This window comes from Rossellomorea vietnamensis (assembly GCF_025398035.1).
Taxonomy (GTDB): domain Bacteria; phylum Bacillota; class Bacilli; order Bacillales; family Bacillaceae_B; genus Rossellomorea; species Rossellomorea vietnamensis_B.
The window spans coordinates 3,041,915-3,058,928 of the sequence record NZ_CP104558.1 but is presented as its reverse complement, the minus strand read 5'-3'; the positions used below and the strand labels follow the sequence as shown (position 1 = coordinate 3,058,928).

The 17,014-nt window shown below is 46.3% G+C and carries 19 protein-coding genes and 1 riboswitch; of the genes, 5 read left to right on the top strand and 14 right to left on the bottom strand.

The genetic code is table 11. From position 1 onward, the window contains the following. Positions 1-3: 3 nt before the first annotated feature. Positions 4-1,638 (top strand): hypothetical protein, encoded by a 1,635-nt coding sequence (locus N5C46_RS15850; protein WP_261749320.1) that lies wholly within the window; start codon positions 4-6, stop codon positions 1,636-1,638. Next, positions 1,631-4,456: a DEAD/DEAH box helicase gene (locus N5C46_RS15845; protein ID WP_261749319.1), complete on the top strand. Its 2,826-nt coding sequence runs from the start codon at positions 1,631-1,633 to the stop codon at positions 4,454-4,456. Before N5C46_RS15850 ends, N5C46_RS15845 begins: the two co-directional genes overlap by 8 nt. 359 nt (positions 4,457-4,815) lie before the next feature. On the opposite strand, the gene N5C46_RS15840 is transcribed toward N5C46_RS15845, so the two are convergent. Together N5C46_RS15840 and N5C46_RS15835 are read right to left on the bottom strand one after the other, a co-directional pair. After that, positions 4,816-4,989, bottom strand: a complete 174-nt coding sequence (locus N5C46_RS15840; protein ID WP_156477277.1) for a hypothetical protein — start codon at positions 4,987-4,989, stop codon at positions 4,816-4,818. Between the two features lie 23 nt (positions 4,990-5,012). Next, positions 5,013-5,390: a single-stranded DNA-binding protein gene (locus N5C46_RS15835; RefSeq protein ID WP_261749318.1), complete on the bottom strand. Its 378-nt coding sequence runs from the start codon at positions 5,388-5,390 to the stop codon at positions 5,013-5,015. Between the two features lie 269 nt (positions 5,391-5,659). Here N5C46_RS15835 and N5C46_RS15830 point away from each other — a divergent pair, with 269 nt between their 5' ends. Further along, positions 5,660-6,100 carry a YwpF-like family protein gene (locus N5C46_RS15830; protein WP_261749317.1) on the top strand — a complete coding sequence of 147 codons (441 nt, stop codon included), beginning with the start codon at positions 5,660-5,662 and terminating at the stop codon, positions 6,098-6,100. A gap of 97 nt (positions 6,101-6,197) precedes the next feature. Continuing rightward, entirely contained in the window at positions 6,198-6,518 is a 321-nt protein-coding gene (locus N5C46_RS15825) for a helix-turn-helix domain-containing protein (RefSeq protein ID WP_261749316.1), read from the top strand. Between the two features lie 34 nt (positions 6,519-6,552). Here the strand turns inward: N5C46_RS15825 and N5C46_RS15820 are convergent, their stop codons facing one another. From N5C46_RS15820 to N5C46_RS15765, 12 genes are all read right to left on the bottom strand, one after another. Further along, positions 6,553-6,690: an anti-repressor SinI family protein gene (locus N5C46_RS15820; protein ID WP_261749315.1), complete on the bottom strand. Its 138-nt coding sequence runs from the start codon at positions 6,688-6,690 to the stop codon at positions 6,553-6,555. A gap of 33 nt (positions 6,691-6,723) precedes the next feature. Continuing rightward, positions 6,724-6,876, bottom strand: a riboswitch (cyclic di-GMP riboswitch). Between the two features lie 549 nt (positions 6,877-7,425). Continuing rightward, positions 7,426-7,725, bottom strand: a complete 300-nt coding sequence (locus tag N5C46_RS15815; RefSeq protein ID WP_261749314.1) for a hypothetical protein — start codon at positions 7,723-7,725, stop codon at positions 7,426-7,428. Between the two features lie 172 nt (positions 7,726-7,897). Beyond that, a complete protein-coding gene (gene fabZ, locus N5C46_RS15810; RefSeq protein WP_261749313.1) occupies positions 7,898-8,326 on the bottom strand; it encodes a 3-hydroxyacyl-ACP dehydratase FabZ in 429 nt (142 codons plus the stop codon). Positions 8,327-8,621: 295 nt separating this feature from the next. Continuing rightward, the gene (locus N5C46_RS15805) at positions 8,622-8,897 is read right to left on the bottom strand and encodes a DNA-directed RNA polymerase subunit beta (protein WP_261749312.1); all 276 of its coding nucleotides are present in this window, start codon (positions 8,895-8,897) and stop codon (positions 8,622-8,624) included. 15 nt (positions 8,898-8,912) lie between these two features. Next, entirely contained in the window at positions 8,913-9,755 is an 843-nt protein-coding gene (locus tag N5C46_RS15800) for a flagellar hook-basal body protein (protein WP_261749311.1), read from the bottom strand. Positions 9,756-9,811: 56 nt separating this feature from the next. Next, positions 9,812-10,654, bottom strand: coding sequence for a flagellar hook-basal body protein (locus N5C46_RS15795; protein ID WP_261749310.1), 843 nt, complete (start codon positions 10,652-10,654; stop codon positions 9,812-9,814). A gap of 47 nt (positions 10,655-10,701) precedes the next feature. Continuing rightward, positions 10,702-11,712: a rod shape-determining protein gene (locus N5C46_RS15790; protein WP_261749309.1), complete on the bottom strand. Its 1,011-nt coding sequence runs from the start codon at positions 11,710-11,712 to the stop codon at positions 10,702-10,704. A gap of 435 nt (positions 11,713-12,147) precedes the next feature. Then, positions 12,148-12,408, bottom strand: a complete 261-nt coding sequence (gene spoIIID, locus N5C46_RS15785) for a sporulation transcriptional regulator SpoIIID (RefSeq protein ID WP_034765200.1) — start codon at positions 12,406-12,408, stop codon at positions 12,148-12,150. A 510-nt stretch (positions 12,409-12,918) separates the two neighbouring features. Continuing rightward, on the bottom strand, positions 12,919-14,586 hold the full coding sequence (locus N5C46_RS15780) for a sodium:solute symporter family protein (RefSeq protein WP_261749308.1): 1,668 nt from the start codon (positions 14,584-14,586) through the stop codon (positions 12,919-12,921). 33 nt (positions 14,587-14,619) lie between these two features. Beyond that, positions 14,620-14,922, bottom strand: coding sequence for a DUF4212 domain-containing protein (locus N5C46_RS15775; protein WP_224522560.1), 303 nt, complete (start codon positions 14,920-14,922; stop codon positions 14,620-14,622). Between the two features lie 24 nt (positions 14,923-14,946). Next, entirely contained in the window at positions 14,947-15,129 is a 183-nt protein-coding gene (locus tag N5C46_RS15770) for a hypothetical protein (RefSeq protein ID WP_034765190.1), read from the bottom strand. Between the two features lie 291 nt (positions 15,130-15,420). After that, positions 15,421-16,335, bottom strand: coding sequence for a stage II sporulation protein SpoIIQ (locus N5C46_RS15765; RefSeq protein WP_261749307.1), 915 nt, complete (start codon positions 16,333-16,335; stop codon positions 15,421-15,423). Between the two features lie 220 nt (positions 16,336-16,555). Here N5C46_RS15765 and N5C46_RS15760 point away from each other — a divergent pair, with 220 nt between their 5' ends. After that, positions 16,556-16,993: a VanZ family protein gene (locus N5C46_RS15760; RefSeq protein ID WP_261749306.1), complete on the top strand. Its 438-nt coding sequence runs from the start codon at positions 16,556-16,558 to the stop codon at positions 16,991-16,993. The last annotated feature ends 21 nt before the right edge of the window (positions 16,994-17,014 follow it).

Here is a 17,014-nt window from a genome sequence, read left to right as displayed (position 1 = left end):
TTGATGTCGATTCGTATTCAGGAGTTGAAGGATAAGTTGCTTCCCATGAGTCAGTCGATACAGGGTGAGCTGGACCCGAATCAGGACGAGGGCAAGAACGTCGTGTCGAAGGGCCTTCTTTTGTTCCGTCAGAATCTGGTTTCGAACGTAAAGGTCCGGGATGATGAAGTGACGGCGGAGGTGCAGGACGTGACGCCTGTGAGCTTGGAGCTGAACTTATTGTTCCCCCTTTTAAGCAAGTGCTCATGTCCTAAAGGTAGTTGGTGCCGGCATCAAATGGCGACCTTTTTTATGCTCTATAACAAAGTGGGACGGGTCAGTGAGTGGATCCAGAATTGGCGGAGTCAGTCACAGCCCGCCACTCCGGAAGCACAATCACTGGATGATTTAATGAAAAAGCACGGTGCCTTAAAAAAGGCAAGCGATCTATTGAACGAACGGAAAACACGTGGAAATACCCCTGAGGAATGGTGGCAGTTCTTTGACTCCCTTCTGAAAAAGGAAGATCTGGAGCTACTTGAAAGACAGCCCTATTTGATGGACGTCCTCGTGCAGAATATTACGAAGCGATTTATGAAGGAAGCGCCGTTCGAACGGGAATGGAAGCCTCTTTATCAGCTGTTTGCGACCTTTTATCTCTCGATTGAAATCGACCTTTTTCTACAAAAACGGAATGTCGAGCTGAGCCGCGAGCAGTACAGCATGTATGATTTCCTGTTAGGAGAAATGGAAGACGCCGTGGAGAAGCTGTCGATCCATGCCATGCCGTTCAGCTTCGATCCTTATATTGCTTTCTTGAAAAAGCAGACGATCGAAATGAGTGATTCAACGGAGAACAGCACGATGATGAAGGCCGAGGTGTACCGCTTTCTATGGTACTACTTGTTCAAACAGAAGTCGTGGCGCCGGGAAGAAGTGACGCGCTTGGAGGAACAAGACAAGCAGGATCCGACCTTCTTCAACGTCGCCCTCCTTCATCAATACCTCCTCCTCGAGGATTTGAATAAAGCAAGTGAAGTCGTCGATGAACTTGGAACAGAACTTGTCGCTTACAGTGAGTTCTGGCTCCGCAAATTTTTCGTCGGGAAGCGGTACGAAGTAGGTTTCTTCCTGGTACGGAATATCCTGTCCAGGATGCCGGATCATCTCGAGACCCTTGATTATTATGAAGCGACCCGGTTCGTCCGCTGGTTCGTGCGGATTTTACCGATGGATTGGCTGATGGAAAAGGATAGCACGCTAGTGAACGAGCTGCTCCTCTCCATGCTTCCGTACAGCTTTTTCTCATACAACGAATATCTCATCACGGCGAAGGCTTACCGTGAATGGGTCGAGCTGCAGAGATATATGAACTACAGCATCGGTGAAATGGAAGGCATGGGTCTCCGTGACGTCACGAAGGAAGCACCCGAGCTCGCCCTGCCCATCTATTACACCGGCGTCATCACAGCGATCGACCAGAAGAACCGCGACAGCTACAAGCTTGCGGTCCGTTATATGAAGAAGATCCGGACCATTTATAAAAAAACGAAGAAAACCGATAAGTGGGATGTGTATCTCACCTATATTCTGGAGAAATATAAGCGTTTACGCGCGTTCCAAGAAGAGTGCAGAAAGGGTAAGTTAATCGATGCTTAAACTGTCTTCCGTGAAAATCAATGTCCATACAACTGAATATGAAGACCGTTTCTTCATTACTGCGGAAAACGACGAAGGCAAACTCCTTCCCCCGAAAGACTGGAAAGGGCAGCTGTTTCTTTGGCATGAAGAAAGCTACTACGGTACTCTGCTTGAAGAAACCGAGGGCGGAATCACTGTCACCAAGTGGCAGTTCCTGACCCTTCTTGCCGGCGAGCATTTCAGCGGCATGATCCAGTGGGACTGGGATGAAACCGGTCAGGCATGCATTGCGATTGCCCCTGTCATCTATGAGGCAGTCGAAGCCGGTCGCTGGCTTCCGCGGTTTGAAGAATGGCAGGAAAAAGGACTGCAGTTTCACATTCCCGATGAAGTCTGGTCGAATTTTAACGACGAATTCTGGGAAGAAGAGCTTCCCGGTGGAGGTCCGTCCCTCAAGAATTTAACGGAAAAATGGTTCCAGGGAGCGTTGAATGAGGCGATGGAGTCGGGTGGGTCCAGTGCGATGAAGCGGATCCAGAAGCTGAAGGAGAGTACGCTGACGTCTGAAGAGCTGGATGCGTATTTTGATGAAAGACGATGGAGTGAATGGATCGCCGGGGCTGATGAGGAGCTGCCGTTTTCCATCGGGCTCCGGATCACGGAACCTCTCGACGAAGATGAATCCTGGGAGCTTGAAACGATTTTACGGGACCGCAAGAAACAGAACCGGATCATATCCCTTGCTGAAGACACGGTCCCTCCTTCCTGGAAAAAACATCTGAACGACGTATCCGCTGAGCAGGAACGGTGGATGAAGATGCTGCCGATCCTCCGCGACACGGATGGCTCACTCAGGACGGCTCTCGGTGAGCATGACGCATGGGATTTCCTATCGGTCTTAAGTGAGAAACTCATCGACCTGGACATTGAGATCCTCCTCCCATCCTGGTGGGAAGCGATGAAGGATGCACAGGTGCTGGTGAAAGCCAAGCTAAAAAATACGGATACGACCTATCGTAAATCCTTCGTTGGCCTCAACGCCATGCTCGATTTCGACTGGCGTCTCTCCATGAACGGCGTCAATCTTTCCGAGGACGACTTCAATCAGCTTGTCGACGACCAGCGCCGTCTGGTCAAAATCCGCGGTCAGTGGATGAAGCTCGATCCTGCCATGATTCGCCGCATTCAACAGATGATGACAAAAGCCAAACAGGAAGGAATCTCGATCCAGGATATGCTCGAACAGGAGCTTGTCCCCCGTGACGGTGATGAGTCGGACGTGGATCCAGATGACGATGAGCATGATCCTTATCAATACGCACGGATTCAGCTCGAACTCAACCGCTCCATGAAAAAAATGGTGCATCAGCTGACGAATGTATCGTCGATTCCGCTTACGGAAACGCCTGATACCTTTATCGGCGAGCTCCGCCCCTACCAGCAGCTGGGGATGAGCTGGATGCTCTTTTTACGGAAGTTCGGCTTCGGTGCCTGTCTTGCCGATGACATGGGACTTGGAAAAACCGTGCAGCTGATCACCTACCTGCAGCATGTGAAGGAAACCGAAAAGCCGGAAACCCCTTCCCTGATCGTTGCCCCTACTTCCGTTCTCGGAAACTGGCAGCGTGAGTTGGAGAAGTTCGCACCTAGCTTGAAAGTTCACCTACATTACGGGCCGACCCGTGCGAAGGGTGAAAATTTTGCGGCTGCCCTCAAGGACGTCGATGTGGTGCTCACCTCTTACGGTTTGTCCCATATCGATTATGACGAGCTATCACTCGTCGAATGGACATCGATTTCCCTTGATGAAGCCCAGAATATCAAGAACGCCAATACGAAGCAGTCCCGTGCGATCCGAAAGCTGAGCGGCAAGCATCATATTGCCCTCACCGGGACCCCGATGGAAAACCGTCTGTCGGAACTGTGGTCGATCTTTGATTTCCTGAACCACGGCTATCTCGGTGGGTTCACCCAGTACCAGAAAAATTACATCGCTCCCATCGAAAAAGATGAGAACGAAGAAAAAGTCAAAGAGCTTCAGGCCAAAATCAAGCCGTTCTTACTGCGTCGTACGAAGAAAGATCCTGAAGTAGAATTGAACCTTCCTGAAAAACTCGAGCAGAAAGAATATTGTCATCTCACTGCCGAGCAGGCGGCCCTGTATGAGCAGCTCGTGAAGGACACACTTGCTAAAATTGAAACACTGAGCGGATTTGAGCGCAAAGGACTGATCCTGCAAATGCTCAACCAGCTAAAGCAGCTTTGTAACCACCCGGCTCTTTATTTAAAAGAACCGGATCCGAAGTCGATCCTCTCCCGCTCTGAGAAAATGCAGAAACTGAAGGATATCGTGGAAACCGCGTTGGAATCAGGAGAGGCGTGTCTGATCTTCACTCAGTACATATCGATGGGTGAAATGATCCAGGAAGTAATGAAAGAAGAGTTTGATGTAGACGTGCCGTTTTTAAACGGAAGCATGACCAAAGGAAAACGGGATGAGCTCGTGGAGAAATTCCAGAACGGCGAATTCCCTGTCTTCCTTCTGTCACTGAAAGCCGGCGGTACCGGTCTGAACCTGACCGCTGCCAACCACGTTGTCCACTACGACCGCTGGTGGAACCCGGCCGTTGAGAACCAGGCCACTGACCGTGCCTACCGGATTGGACAGAAACGTTTCGTCCACGTTCATAAGCTCGTATCATCCGGTACGTTAGAAGAAAAGATCGATGCCATGCTGATGAAGAAGCAGGCTCTGAACGACGAAATCATCCGCAGCGATCAGTGGGTGACGGAATTATCGGATCAGGATTTGGAATCGTTGTTGGTGTTGGAATAGAATTGATGAGCCTCTTTCCTTTTGTGGGAAAGGGGTTTTTTGTTGAGAAATTGATTGGTTGTGATTTTTTCACAAGTTAGATTTTTTACAAATATAATTGTATTTTTAATTTAAAAAGGGGGCAACAACCATATCGATTCTCGTTTACAAACAAAAAAACACCAGTCTCCCCTCAAGGAAACCGGCTCAATATGAAGACTAAAAGGGGAATATTTCACTTCCTAACCGCTACACATGTTTATGTCTAATGAGGCAAATCAGGGGCATCGTGCGGGTGACCATTGGAATTTGAGACATTGCTTATAGGTTGGTTGGATTGACGCTTATGGAAAGAAATCTGGTTGAGGATTATAAAAAAATCAGGATGAGGTTTTCAAAACCGGGTTCGGGTATTCGTACCCTTGTTCAAGGGCGGTTACCCGTTGAGATAAATAGAAGTTTTCGACATTGACTCTTGCTACTTTTTTAATGAGGTCCTCCGTCATTTTTTCCAGTCGATCGACTCTTTGTTCAAGTTCTTGCAGTGTGGCCACAACTCCATCTCCCTTTAAAAATATTAGAACGGCAACTCGATTGGTTCCTTCTTACTTGGTTCAGGTGTCACCGGGGACGCCTGCTTACTGTCCAGGAACCGGATGTTTTCAGCGACGACTTCTGTGATATAGGTGCGCTTTCCTTGATCATTTTCAAAGTATCGCGTTTGGATGCGTCCCGTCACCCCGACGACGGAACCCTTCCTGCAGTATTTCTCAGTATTTTCCGCTGCACGGTCCCATATCGTACAGAGTACAAAGTCGGCATCGATCTGACCTTGCTGGTTTTTATATGGCCGGTTCACGGCAATCGTCACGCTAAGTACTGATTTTCCTTCCATCGTTTTTCTCGCTTCCGGGTCTTTTGTCAGCCTTCCCACCAGGGTCACTTGGTTGATCACTTGGGTTCATTTCCTCCTTTCTGTTAAGGTGTACTCATCTTACCTCCGAACTGCAATTCTTGTAAAATCGTGAATTTCCGAAATTCGAGGCAAAAACGGCTTGAATTTCGGAAATTCGCCTAGGGAGATTTTCCGGTTTTTCATCAAAATCATGCTCAAAAACACAAAATTGCATCTTTCGTCATTTTTTTCATTGTTAAATGTATTTGGGAAACAATTCCCCCCTGTGATATAATTTGATAAAACCTTTAAATGGGAGATGTTCGTTCATGAAAACCTTTAAAGTGATTTCCCTTCAAGTAGTGGAGGACGAGGAACTGCATGACTTTGAGCTTGTGGACGGTCTGATCATCAACAAAGAAGACGGTCAGAAAACATGGCTTGTCGAAACCTATATGTCGAATGAATACATCGACTTTTTCCAAAAGGCTCAGCAAAGTAAAAATGATTTGGAAATCCAGGTCGTGATTTCCCATGCAGCCAATGATCCCGCCGCCTTCATGACATCCATCCGTTGCATCAAGGAAATGGATGACCATATCAGCATTATGTTTGAAGGGAAACTGAAGAAACAGCGGAATGAGTATGCAGAGATCCTGCTTGATGACCTCGTACAAAAAGGGTATTCCGGGGATGAACTTATTCGTGAGTTCCGTGAGAAAATGGTGTCTAAGCCAAGAATTCCGGCAACGGCAAAGCCGAGCGTTTGATTATACGAAAATATGTAATTTCTTGTCGAAATATTTATGATATAATAATATTTAATATTGTGACTTCAAACATGAAGTTCTTAGGTAGGTGTCCATGATGATTGGAGAGAGAGTGAAGAAATACAGACAAGAAAAAAGGATGTCCATGACGGAGCTCGCCGAAAAAGCAGGCGTAGCGAAGTCCTATTTGAGTTCAATTGAACGTAACCTTCAACAAAACCCTTCCATTCAGTTTCTGGAGAAAGTATCCGCTGCTTTAGGTATCCCAATGGATGCTTTATTGTACGATCAACCCGATGATCAAAACATTGATCACGAGTGGATGAAAATTGCAGAAGAAGCGATGGACTCAGGAATCACCAAGGAACAGTTCCGGGAGTTCATTGAATTTAATAAATGGAAATTAGGCAATAAATAAAGTCTTGCGAAGGGTTCGCAAGACTTTATTTATATTAGATCACTTTGTATCCGGCCTTTACTTCCTGGGATTGCTTTTGTAAATATTCCCTGATTTGTTGCTTAGATATTCCTGCTTCCAAGGCTTCTTTGACTAGCTCAACCCATTCTTGGTCCAATTCTTTATTCCCCAAATTGTTTCCCTCCTAAAATACACTAAACGTATTCCAGGCAATCCAGCCGCCGTCGTATTAATATGTATTTTTAAATCACGTATGAAGCTTTTCAATATGTAGTCTTATCGGAAAGTGATTTACCATTAATACTTTAGACCTGTGACTTTGCGTCCCCATCTTTCAATGGGTTTGCCTTTTTCTGCCCCCACTCTTCATCCCTTTTCGTTATATCAATAGTACCATCTTTTTTCATAATTTTTTGTCTTTTCTAAGAAAAAATTTACACTTTTTTCCTACAAGTGAATGCTTTTTTCGACATTATCCCCGATTATTACTAAATAAATTGATGAATATTTTGAAAACATAAAAGTATTTGTCGAATTTTAAAGATATTTCTTATTCATATTCTTTTCATAAGCTTCTAACTTTTTTCGAAGCGGGACGAAATCACCATGCCTTAAGAAGGGCGTATAAAGTGGTGCTTCAGTTAAGTCATGACCGCATGAAGGACACATCCAATCACCTATTTCAGTGCTGCTAAACGAAGATCGAGTGCATCGATTGCAAACTTTTTTATACATTTGTCCACCTCTCTAGTTTTATTACGGCGACGTTCTTATTAATATATACATATTGTTCTATATAAAGAACTACATAAGTCAACTATAGTCTAATTTCCAAAAAAATGAAAGCCTGTATGTTCTATTTTATAAAAAAACAGAGACAACCCTTAGTCGCCTCTGTCTTAACATCTTACTCGTCCTTATTATCCTTATCCTTCATATCAATATCATCTTCTACAGCGTCTTCTTCAGGGGTGTTGTTATCCTTCGCTGCATCTTTATCGCCTTGCTTGTTCTTGTCTTCTGACTCAGGGTAGTTCTCTTCATTCAAATCCCCATTGTCGTTCATATCGTTATTCTCATCCATGTTGTCGTTTTCTTCCACTGGTGCTTCGTCTTCCGGAGGAGGCTCCTGATTGGCGTTACATCCTACAAGAAGGAAAGCGGCAAGTGCTGATCCACTAAGGACCGATAGTAACTTTTTGCTCATGATGTATGGCTCCTTTCGATGTTGGTTAATGTAAGACCGTTACGTTGGTCTTTTGTTAGCTTTCCCGGAAAATGAATTAACTTGCATATGGAAATATTTTTTCACTATAAAAAAAGCCGGCTTTGACGTGAAATGAATCACACCAAACCCGGCTATCTATACGTGACTACTCCTACTTATCCCCAAGAGCAAACATCATCTCTAACTCACAAGCAACTTCACCATCAACGGTTGCAACACCTTTTCCTTTACCGATCGGTCCTTTAAAGCGGATCATCTCCACTTCGAGTCGGAGCTGATCACCAGGCTTCACCTGACGCTTGAAACGGCATTTGTCGATGCCTGTGAAGAACGCAAGACGTCCGCGGTTATCCTCCACCTTCAGCATTGCCACGGCCCCTACCTGAGCCAGCGCCTCGACGATCAGTACACCCGGCATGACAGGGTAATCAGGAAAGTGACCATTGAAAAACTCCTCATTTGCCGTCACATTCTTGATCCCGATTGCCTTCTTGCCTTCCTCCACTTCTAAAATCCGATCCACAAGCAAAAACGGATAACGATGGGGAATAATCTCTTTAATCTCATTAATATCAAGCATGCATGATTCCTCCTACCAATATGTATGTACACCTTATTGTACAGAAACCGGGGTTATAATAGCAACAGGATGGGAGGGACGGACCTCGAAAATAGGTTCAATTGTTCAAGGGAATCGCTTTATACCAACGTTATTTATGTGAAAGGGGAGCAAATTCGAGGTCCGTCCCTCCCCGCTCCACACCCCATTAAAAAAGGGACGGACCTCGAATCACAAGCTCCATCCGCAACGAAACCTTGGTATATCAAGGTTTACTGCCGCAAAAGCTAACGATTTCGAGGTCCGTCCCTCAAAATTATTTCTTCACTACGATATCAATGATATGCTGCCAGGTTTCTGCTTTGAAGACGTCGGCTGCGTTTCCGTTGCCGATGCCTGCGAAGCCGATGACGGCACCAAGTGCAAGGCTTCCTGCAAGAAGAAGGATGAACAGAAGGATTCTGAGCCAGATGGGAAGCATGCGAACACGCACCCAGCGTGATGGCTTGGTTTCGTCCTTTTGCTTTGCCTTTTTTTCTGTTTTCACTGATTCTCTTGTCACTTTTTCTTGCAGTAGCTCTTTTTCACTCATAGCATTTAACTCCTTTTAGCGTATCCCATTTACAAGGCCCATCATTTGATCTGCAAGGGAGATCGATCGCGCCTGGAATTGATATGATCGTTGGACACTCAGCATGTCCGTCATTTCTTTGCTGATATCCACGTTCGAACCTTCTAATGAACTCTGAACCATGGAAATATCCGTTCGTGCTCCACCCGTCACGTTGGTCACGACTTCATCTTCCGTGACGCCCAGTTGATCAAGGTTGTCTGCAAATCCTAAAAGATTCCCGCCATACTGCTGAAGAAATTGAGATTTCTCAACGGTCACAACGCCTAGGTTAAAGCGTTCTTCCCCGCCGCCGGAATCCGTAACAGTCAGAACCCCGTTATCTCCAAGCTGAAAGGAAGTGGCGTCCTCAGAAAACGTAATATAGTTATCATTCTCATCCAGAACCGGCAGCCCGCTTCCGTTCACGAGCATCATTTCCCCGTTCCCGACAGGACTCGCTGAGAATGCTCCGTCCCTCGTATAGCGCACGGCACTCGAGTCCTCATCTTGAGACAGCACCTTGAAGAACTGACGATCGTTGGTCAAAGCAAAGTCCAACGAACGGCCTGTAGCTTTCAGCGACCCTTGATTCAAGATCAGCTGGGCCTGTGAAAGCTTGGCACCGTTCCCTTCCCGGACTCCCAGAGGGGTGAGCCTGCCTGTTTCGAATTTGTCTACGCTTTGATTTTTCACCTGCTGCACAAGCATTTCGGAAAATGTTGCATCCCGGCGCTTGTATCCGTTTGTATCTGCGTTCGAAAGATTATGACCAATCATATCCATTTGTTTCTGCAATTGGCCCAATGTGTTGGTTGCTGTAATCATCGTCCGATTCATGACACGTTCTCCCCTATTATAAGGTATTCAGTGACGAAATTCATTTACAATACTTGCTATCCGTTGACCCTGCCGATTTCGTTGGCTGCCTTTTCCATGCTCCGGTCATATGCCTGAAGCACCTTCTGATTGGCTTCAAATGCCCGGTACGCCGACATCATGTCGGTCATGGTACGGGAGGCATCCACATTGGATCGCTCCAGAAAGCCCTGCTTGGCGGCAAAAGAAACATTATCCTCTGCATAGGCATCAGGTAGGGCTGCATTGCCTTCTGTGGCAAACAGCCCATCTCCCTGCTTGACTAACTGGTTCGGGTTATCCGAATATCCGACTCCCAATGTTGCGACTGCATTCCCATCCACGACAATCTGACCGTTTTCACCGACTGTGAACTGATCGCTTTCCAGTTGAATCCGGTCACCATTTTCATCCAGCATATAAAAGCCGCTGTTTGTAGTGAGGAAACCGTTGCCGTTTACCGTCAGGTTTCCGTTTCGCGTATAGCGGGGACTTCCATCTTGCCCTTCCACCGTCAGGAACACCGATCCACGGACCCCTGTCTCTTCATCGACAGGCATGGAACCATCCAGAAGCGCCACATCCAAGCCACGACCCGTTTCCTGCAGGTCACCCTGTACAAAGGAAGGAATCGTTTCCTGCATATACACCCCTGTATTGAGTGCCCCCACTCGTTGATTAAAAGGAAGCGACAGCTTTTTTTCAGTCGGGATCGATGAAGAATCCATCCGGTCCATCAGCATTTCAGGAAATGCCCGCATCGAAGCTTGATCCGCTTTATAACCCGGTGTATTGGCATTCGACATATTGTTTGTCAGCATCTCAGTCTTCCGCTGCTGAGAAAGCATGCCGGATGCTACTGTATAAAATCCTCGAAACATCTACTTTCACCTCTTAACCGTTATATCGGATCGATGGTGCAGTGGTTTTAGCCGATTCTTCTTCTCGAAATTTTATCGATATTCTCAAGCATCAATCCCGTTCCGATAGCTACGCAATCCATCGGGTTCTCAGCGATCAATACCGGAACTTTCAATTCTTCTGCAAGAAGCGTATCCATTCCGTGAAGAAGGGCGCCCCCTCCAGTTAAAATAACTCCGCGGTCAATGATATCCGCTGACAATTCAGGCGGCGTCTTCTCAAGGACATTTTTCGCAGCCTGTACGATGACCGCCACTGACTCACGAAGCGCCCCTTCGATTTCTTTGGACGTCACTGTGATTGTACGTGGAAGTCCTGATACCATATCGCGTCCACGGATGCTCATTTCCCTGCGATCTTCATCAAGTGTTTCAGAGAATACCGTCCCGATGTTCACCTTGATATCTTCAGCCGTACGCTCCCCGATCAGAAGCTTGTACTCTTTTTTAATATAATTCAGAATTTCATGATCAAATTTATCCCCGGCCATCTTGATGGACTGACTCGTCACGATGTCACCCATGGAAAGAACCGCTACGTCCGTCGTTCCTCCACCGATGTCCACGACCATGTTACCAGTCGGATTGAAGATGTCCATACCGGCACCGATCGCCGCCACTTTAGGCTCTTCCTCAAGATAAATCTTCTTTCCGCCGCTCTTTTCAGCCGCTTCCCTGATCGCCTTTTGCTCAACGCTCGTGATGTTCGTCGGGCAGCAGATCAAAATGCGCGGCTTCGAAAGGAATCCTTTTACATTCAATTTGTTAATGAAGTGCTTCAGCATGGCTTCAGTCACATCAAAGTCTGCGATGACTCCGTCTTTCAGCGGACGTGTCGCCACAATATTTCCAGGAGTACGTCCGACCATGCGGCGCGCTTCCTCACCGACAGCCAGCACCTTACCCGTATTCTTATCCAGTGCCACGACCGATGGCTCATTCAAGACAATCCCTTTTCCTTTAACATGAATCAATACATTAGCCGTACCAAGGTCAATCCCAATATCTTTCGCGAACATCTTGTGTTTCTCCCTTCTACTTTTACAATTTCATGAACTACATTCATCTATGGTTTCACTAGTATGTCATTACGTTTTAACGTTAAGGCAGAACTTTCACCTAATTAATTATTTTACCATAAATATGTCGAAGAGAGATGGTATTTGTCAAAAAAATGTATTGATATTGTTATTATCTTGGAAAAAGGTGGGTGTTTTGGAGGGGGATGTTACAGGAGTGTTAAGTTGGGGTGTTGGTGGGGCGATTATGGGGGGCAGCTGCTGAATATTCGAGTGATTTCAGCTGCTGATTTTTCCTTATTTTTTGACAGGTGAATTTCACCGTAAAATCAGCTGTCAAAAATTCAAGGATATTCAGCTGCTGAACGGACATTCCCCTAAAACGCAAAAACACACCAAGCACAACCCATCACTATGGGGCTTGGCGTATTTTGGTTAGCTGTGGAGCTCTTCTTTTTTGTACTTTTGCTTGGTTGCCTCTCCACCTCGTAGATGCCGGATTGATTTATGGTAATCAAGTATGGTTTTGACTTCATTTGCGAGATCCGGATTGATTTCTGGCAGTCGTTCTGTTAAATCTTTATGGACAGTACTTTTGGACACGCCAAACTCCTTCGCAATTACACGAACAGTTTTCTTCGTCTCCACGATATACTTACCAATCTTGATTGTTCTCTCTTTGATGTAATCGTGCACACCACTCGACCTCCCTAAATTGGATGTGAGAAGTGTGAAATGAGACTCGCTTTCGCATCAATGAAATAGTACAGACCCCTTGCCCATGGGCAAGCGGCAGAAAGCCTTATTTAGGACGGCAGCTTCCTGATGTTACAACGTATAAACAACTTATTCAGCTAATGACCAATAGTATAATGACGATTCCTCACCTCAAACACTCTCTGTTTTGATAGGTTTGTTTCATTTTATTAGCTTGTGCCCACATATATGCACAAAAAACACAATAAGGACAAGGTTTCGCTTGAATTTTCTGAAAAATAAGCGTGAGGGACGGACCTCTACATGGATAAATGGACCCAAATGCCTGACATGACGAATGATCCGATGCCATTCGACACCATCTGTATCGTTTCCCCTTCCCTCACTATTTCCTGAGAAATGAGTCGATGAATCTGTGAAAATGTCTGATGATCTCTGCACACAGGAAAAAGCCGTACCGGGATTCACCCTTAGTACGGCTTAGCTCAGTCATCCTTTAAAATTCACCTCATCATCCACCCAGACTTCCCCGTCCTTAAAGGTCATCTGCTCCGGATAACGAAGGTCCATTACTTCTTCCTGGATCTTCTGTGAAGGAGCTTTCGTCATGAGGGACACGACGATATTGGCAATGGCCGCTGAGGCTGCTCCGAACACACCTGCTCCAGTATCAATGATGCCGAACAGGGTCACGCCTGATCGTGCCAGGAAAATGTAGGTGAGTGTCACGGCGAGCCCCACAAGCATCCCTGCAATCACTCCCTGGGCATTGGAGCGCTTCCACCAGACGCCTAGTAACAGGGCCGGGAAGAACGTCCCTGACGCCAGGGCGAAGGCCCAGGCGACGATTTGCGTGATGACTCCTGGAGGATTCAGCGCCACCACACCTGCCAGGACAGTAGCCACCACGATCGACCAGCGTGCAACCGCCAGACGATTCCGCTCTGTCGCATTCGGTTTGAAAACACGGTAGTAAATATCATGGGCAAATGAAGACGAAATGGCGATCATCAATCCGCCTGCCGTCGATAACGCCGCTGCCATGGCACCTGCCGCCACAAGCCCGATGACGACTACGCCAAGGTTCGCAATCTCCGGTGTCGCCATGACCACGATATCATTCGAAATGATGATTTCCTTCCATTGAAGAATTCCGTCTCCATTCGCATCGGCCACCTGCAGTTTTCCCGTATCGACCCATGAGGCTGTCCAGGCAGGGAGATCGCTGATTTTACTTCCCGCTACTTTTGTCATCAAAATAAAACGGGAGAATGCCGCATAAGCTGGTGCTGATAGATAAAGAAGGCCAATGAAAAGAAGTGCCCAGGCACCTGACCAGCGCGCCGCCTTCATCGTGGACACCGTATAGAACCGGACGATAACATGGGGAAGCCCGGCGGTACCGGCCATCAGTGTGAACATGAGGGCCATGAACTGCCACTTCGTTCCGTTTGTAAAAGGAGCGAAGTATTCCGACACACCGAGCTCACGGTCGAGTTCCCCGATCTTCCCGACCAGCTCACCGTACGATATCCAAGGGGCAGGGTTCCCCGTGATTTGCAGGGACATGAAGATGACCGGGATCAAGTACGCAACGATCAACACGATATACTGAGCCACCTGGGTCCACGTGATCCCCTTCATGCCGCCGAACGCAGCGTAAAAGGCAATGAGGACGACCCCGATCATCGTACCGACCTTGGCATCGATTTCAAATAAACGCCCGATGACCACGCCAGATCCCGATAGCTGACCGATCGAGTACGTGAAACTGATGATAATCGTACAGATCGCGGCGATGACCCGGGCCGTATGACTGTTATACCGGTCCCCGATGAATTCCGGCACCGTATACCGCCCATACTTCCTGAGCTGTGGTGCAAGCAGGAAGGTCAATAATAAATATCCCCCTGTCCACCCCATGATATAGGCAAGGCCGTCGTAACCGAGAATCATGACGGTACCGGCCAGTCCGATGAATGATGCCGCACTCATCCAGTCTGCCCCGATCGCCATCCCGTTGAAGATCGGCGGCACCCCACGTCCGGCTACATAAAAGTCCGATGTCGCCTTCGCTTTGTTATAAACCGCAATTCCGATATATAATGCAAACGTCAACAGAATAATAGACGTCGATACGATAAACTGAGTATCCATTCATTCTTTCCCCCTGATTCTTCTCTTTTTTGTTTAATGATCCAGTGTTTTCCCGTAGCTGATCTGCTCATTCCGGCTTTCATCCAGCCCATATTTCTTATCGATCCCGTCACTCACCCTCGCATTCACGTAAAGTAACACAATGAAAATGATGATCGATCCTTGTGCGCCCATGAAATAATGGAACGGAAATCCGTTGATGGTGAAGGTGGAGAAGCTTTCGGCAAACAGCACGACACCAAAGGAGGAAAGGAGCCAGATGACTAAGTACAGTGCCATGTATCGATTTTTTTCTTTAAAATACTGATCGGCTTTCGCTCTATCAATCTTCTTCATGTACGTATCCCCTTTTCAAGCTCATTATTTTAAACTGAATATAAATTTCACTGTTTCAAAAAACGGCACCGGAACAATGGCGATCTGCACAATAAAATAGATAAATAAAGACAGAAATGGTATGGTCAGAAAGAATGCCCGCTTTTTCCTCAGGGCAAGGATGATGCATCCACCTGTGATGAGTAAAAATAGCATGAAGTAGATCAACGTTTCACCTCCCTCTTTATAAAGACTTAATTTTCTGAAATTTTATTCATGCCATCATTATCTTTACTGGAAAAAGCCTGGTCAATAAAGAAAAAACGACAACTGTGCGACACAGGTTCACCAGTCATTTTTCTAAAATAAGGATATTTCAAAAGATATGGATATTAAACGGTAGAATGATAATGGAAATGCTTTACCAGTAAACCTTCCTCCCTGTCGAATTTCCAAGGAAATTTTTTAGGACAAGCAAAAAGACTGACCGGTATTTCGGTCAGTCTTCATTTATGTGTGTTACTCTTCGTCTTTTACGTCAGCGTTGTCTTTGCTTTCTTGTTTCGGCTTGGCCTGGTTCTGCTTTTCTTCAGTTGACTTGTTTTCTTCAGTGGACTTGTTTTCTTCAGCTGCGTCTTTTTCTTCCGTAGCTTTGTCCTCAGTAGCTTTGTTTTCGCTAGCTTGGTCTTCTACGGCATTTTCTTCTGCAGCTGCTGCATCCGGCTGTTCACCTGAAACTTTCTTGTCTTCAAGCTGTGCTTCTTGAAGTGTGGCAAGAGACTTATTGAAGTATTCCATTGGATTCACGGCTACATCCGCTTTACGAATTTCAAAGTGTACGTGAACACCGGCTTCTTCATTGAATAAGCTCTTTCCTGCTTTCGCAATGGCTTGTCCTTGATCGACTACATCTCCAACCGCGACTTCAAAATCTTTCACTGATTGATAGCGAGTCACGATGCCTTTGCTGTGCTCGATTTCAATCGTGTTACCAAGTAAGGAATCTTCCTGAACCTTTGTGACTGTACCGCTCATGGCAGCCAGAACATCGAATTCTTTTCCATCTTTGGAGATGTCGACTCCTTGGTTCGGGTAGTACATGTTTCCATACACGACTAGGGCAGCTTCCTGTTCTTCAGCTGAAGCTTCAGTGTCGTAGAATTGTTTTTCGATCACTGTATCTTCAGGGCTTGAAACAGGCATTACAAAGTTTTCCAATGAACGATTGACTTCTTCTGCAGGCTGGTTGAACTCATTGTCAGTAGGAACTCCATCATAGCTGTAATCCTTGGCTTTCTCGTTTACATCATTTCCTGCCTGGTACCACAGAATCCCCGTGATAATGATTGCTGCACTTGCTAAATAGATTGCTGGGTATGCCCAACGTCTTTTCAAAAAGTTTTGAGAAGGTTGTTTCTTTTCTTCCTCTCTCATTTTCATCACCTCAGCAATCATTCTGAACAGAATTCAGAAAATATATACACATCCGGAAAAAAATTTTAATTTCTTATGTTTCGACAAAGTGGGGAGGATTATGTATGGTTGTTGAATTTTTCTCGAAAAAAATGTGGCAAACTTCGAAACTATGGAGTGATGATAACGAAATCCCGGTCCCCCGTGGTACAATACTAGAAACTGAAAGGACGGGACCTATATGAAGAAGCTACTTAAATATCTGCTGACGGCTGCGCCTTTCCTATATATGATCCTGATCTGGGTCATGTCGAGCAATCCCGATGATGCTGTGCTGCGGTTCCCTGATGATGGGATGGACCGGTTCATCAAGGAATCCCTCCACTTGGTCGAGTTTGGGATTTTATATGCATTGTTTGTCGTCGCCCTGCTCGCACACGGAAAACTTCGGTTCACATTGAATTTCACGGTTGCACTAATAGCCATTTTTTATGGATTCACAGATGAGATTCATCAGTCCTTCGTGCCGTACCGGTCTTCCACGATGATTGATGCCGCCAAGGATCTGATCGGGGTCACGGTTCTGTTCTGGATCGTGAACCGGACGTATTTCCGGAATCCGGATCACAGGTTGACGAAGGCGATGAAGAGGTTTGAAGCTTATGTAAAAAAGGATTGAGTACGGTCACCATGACCATAC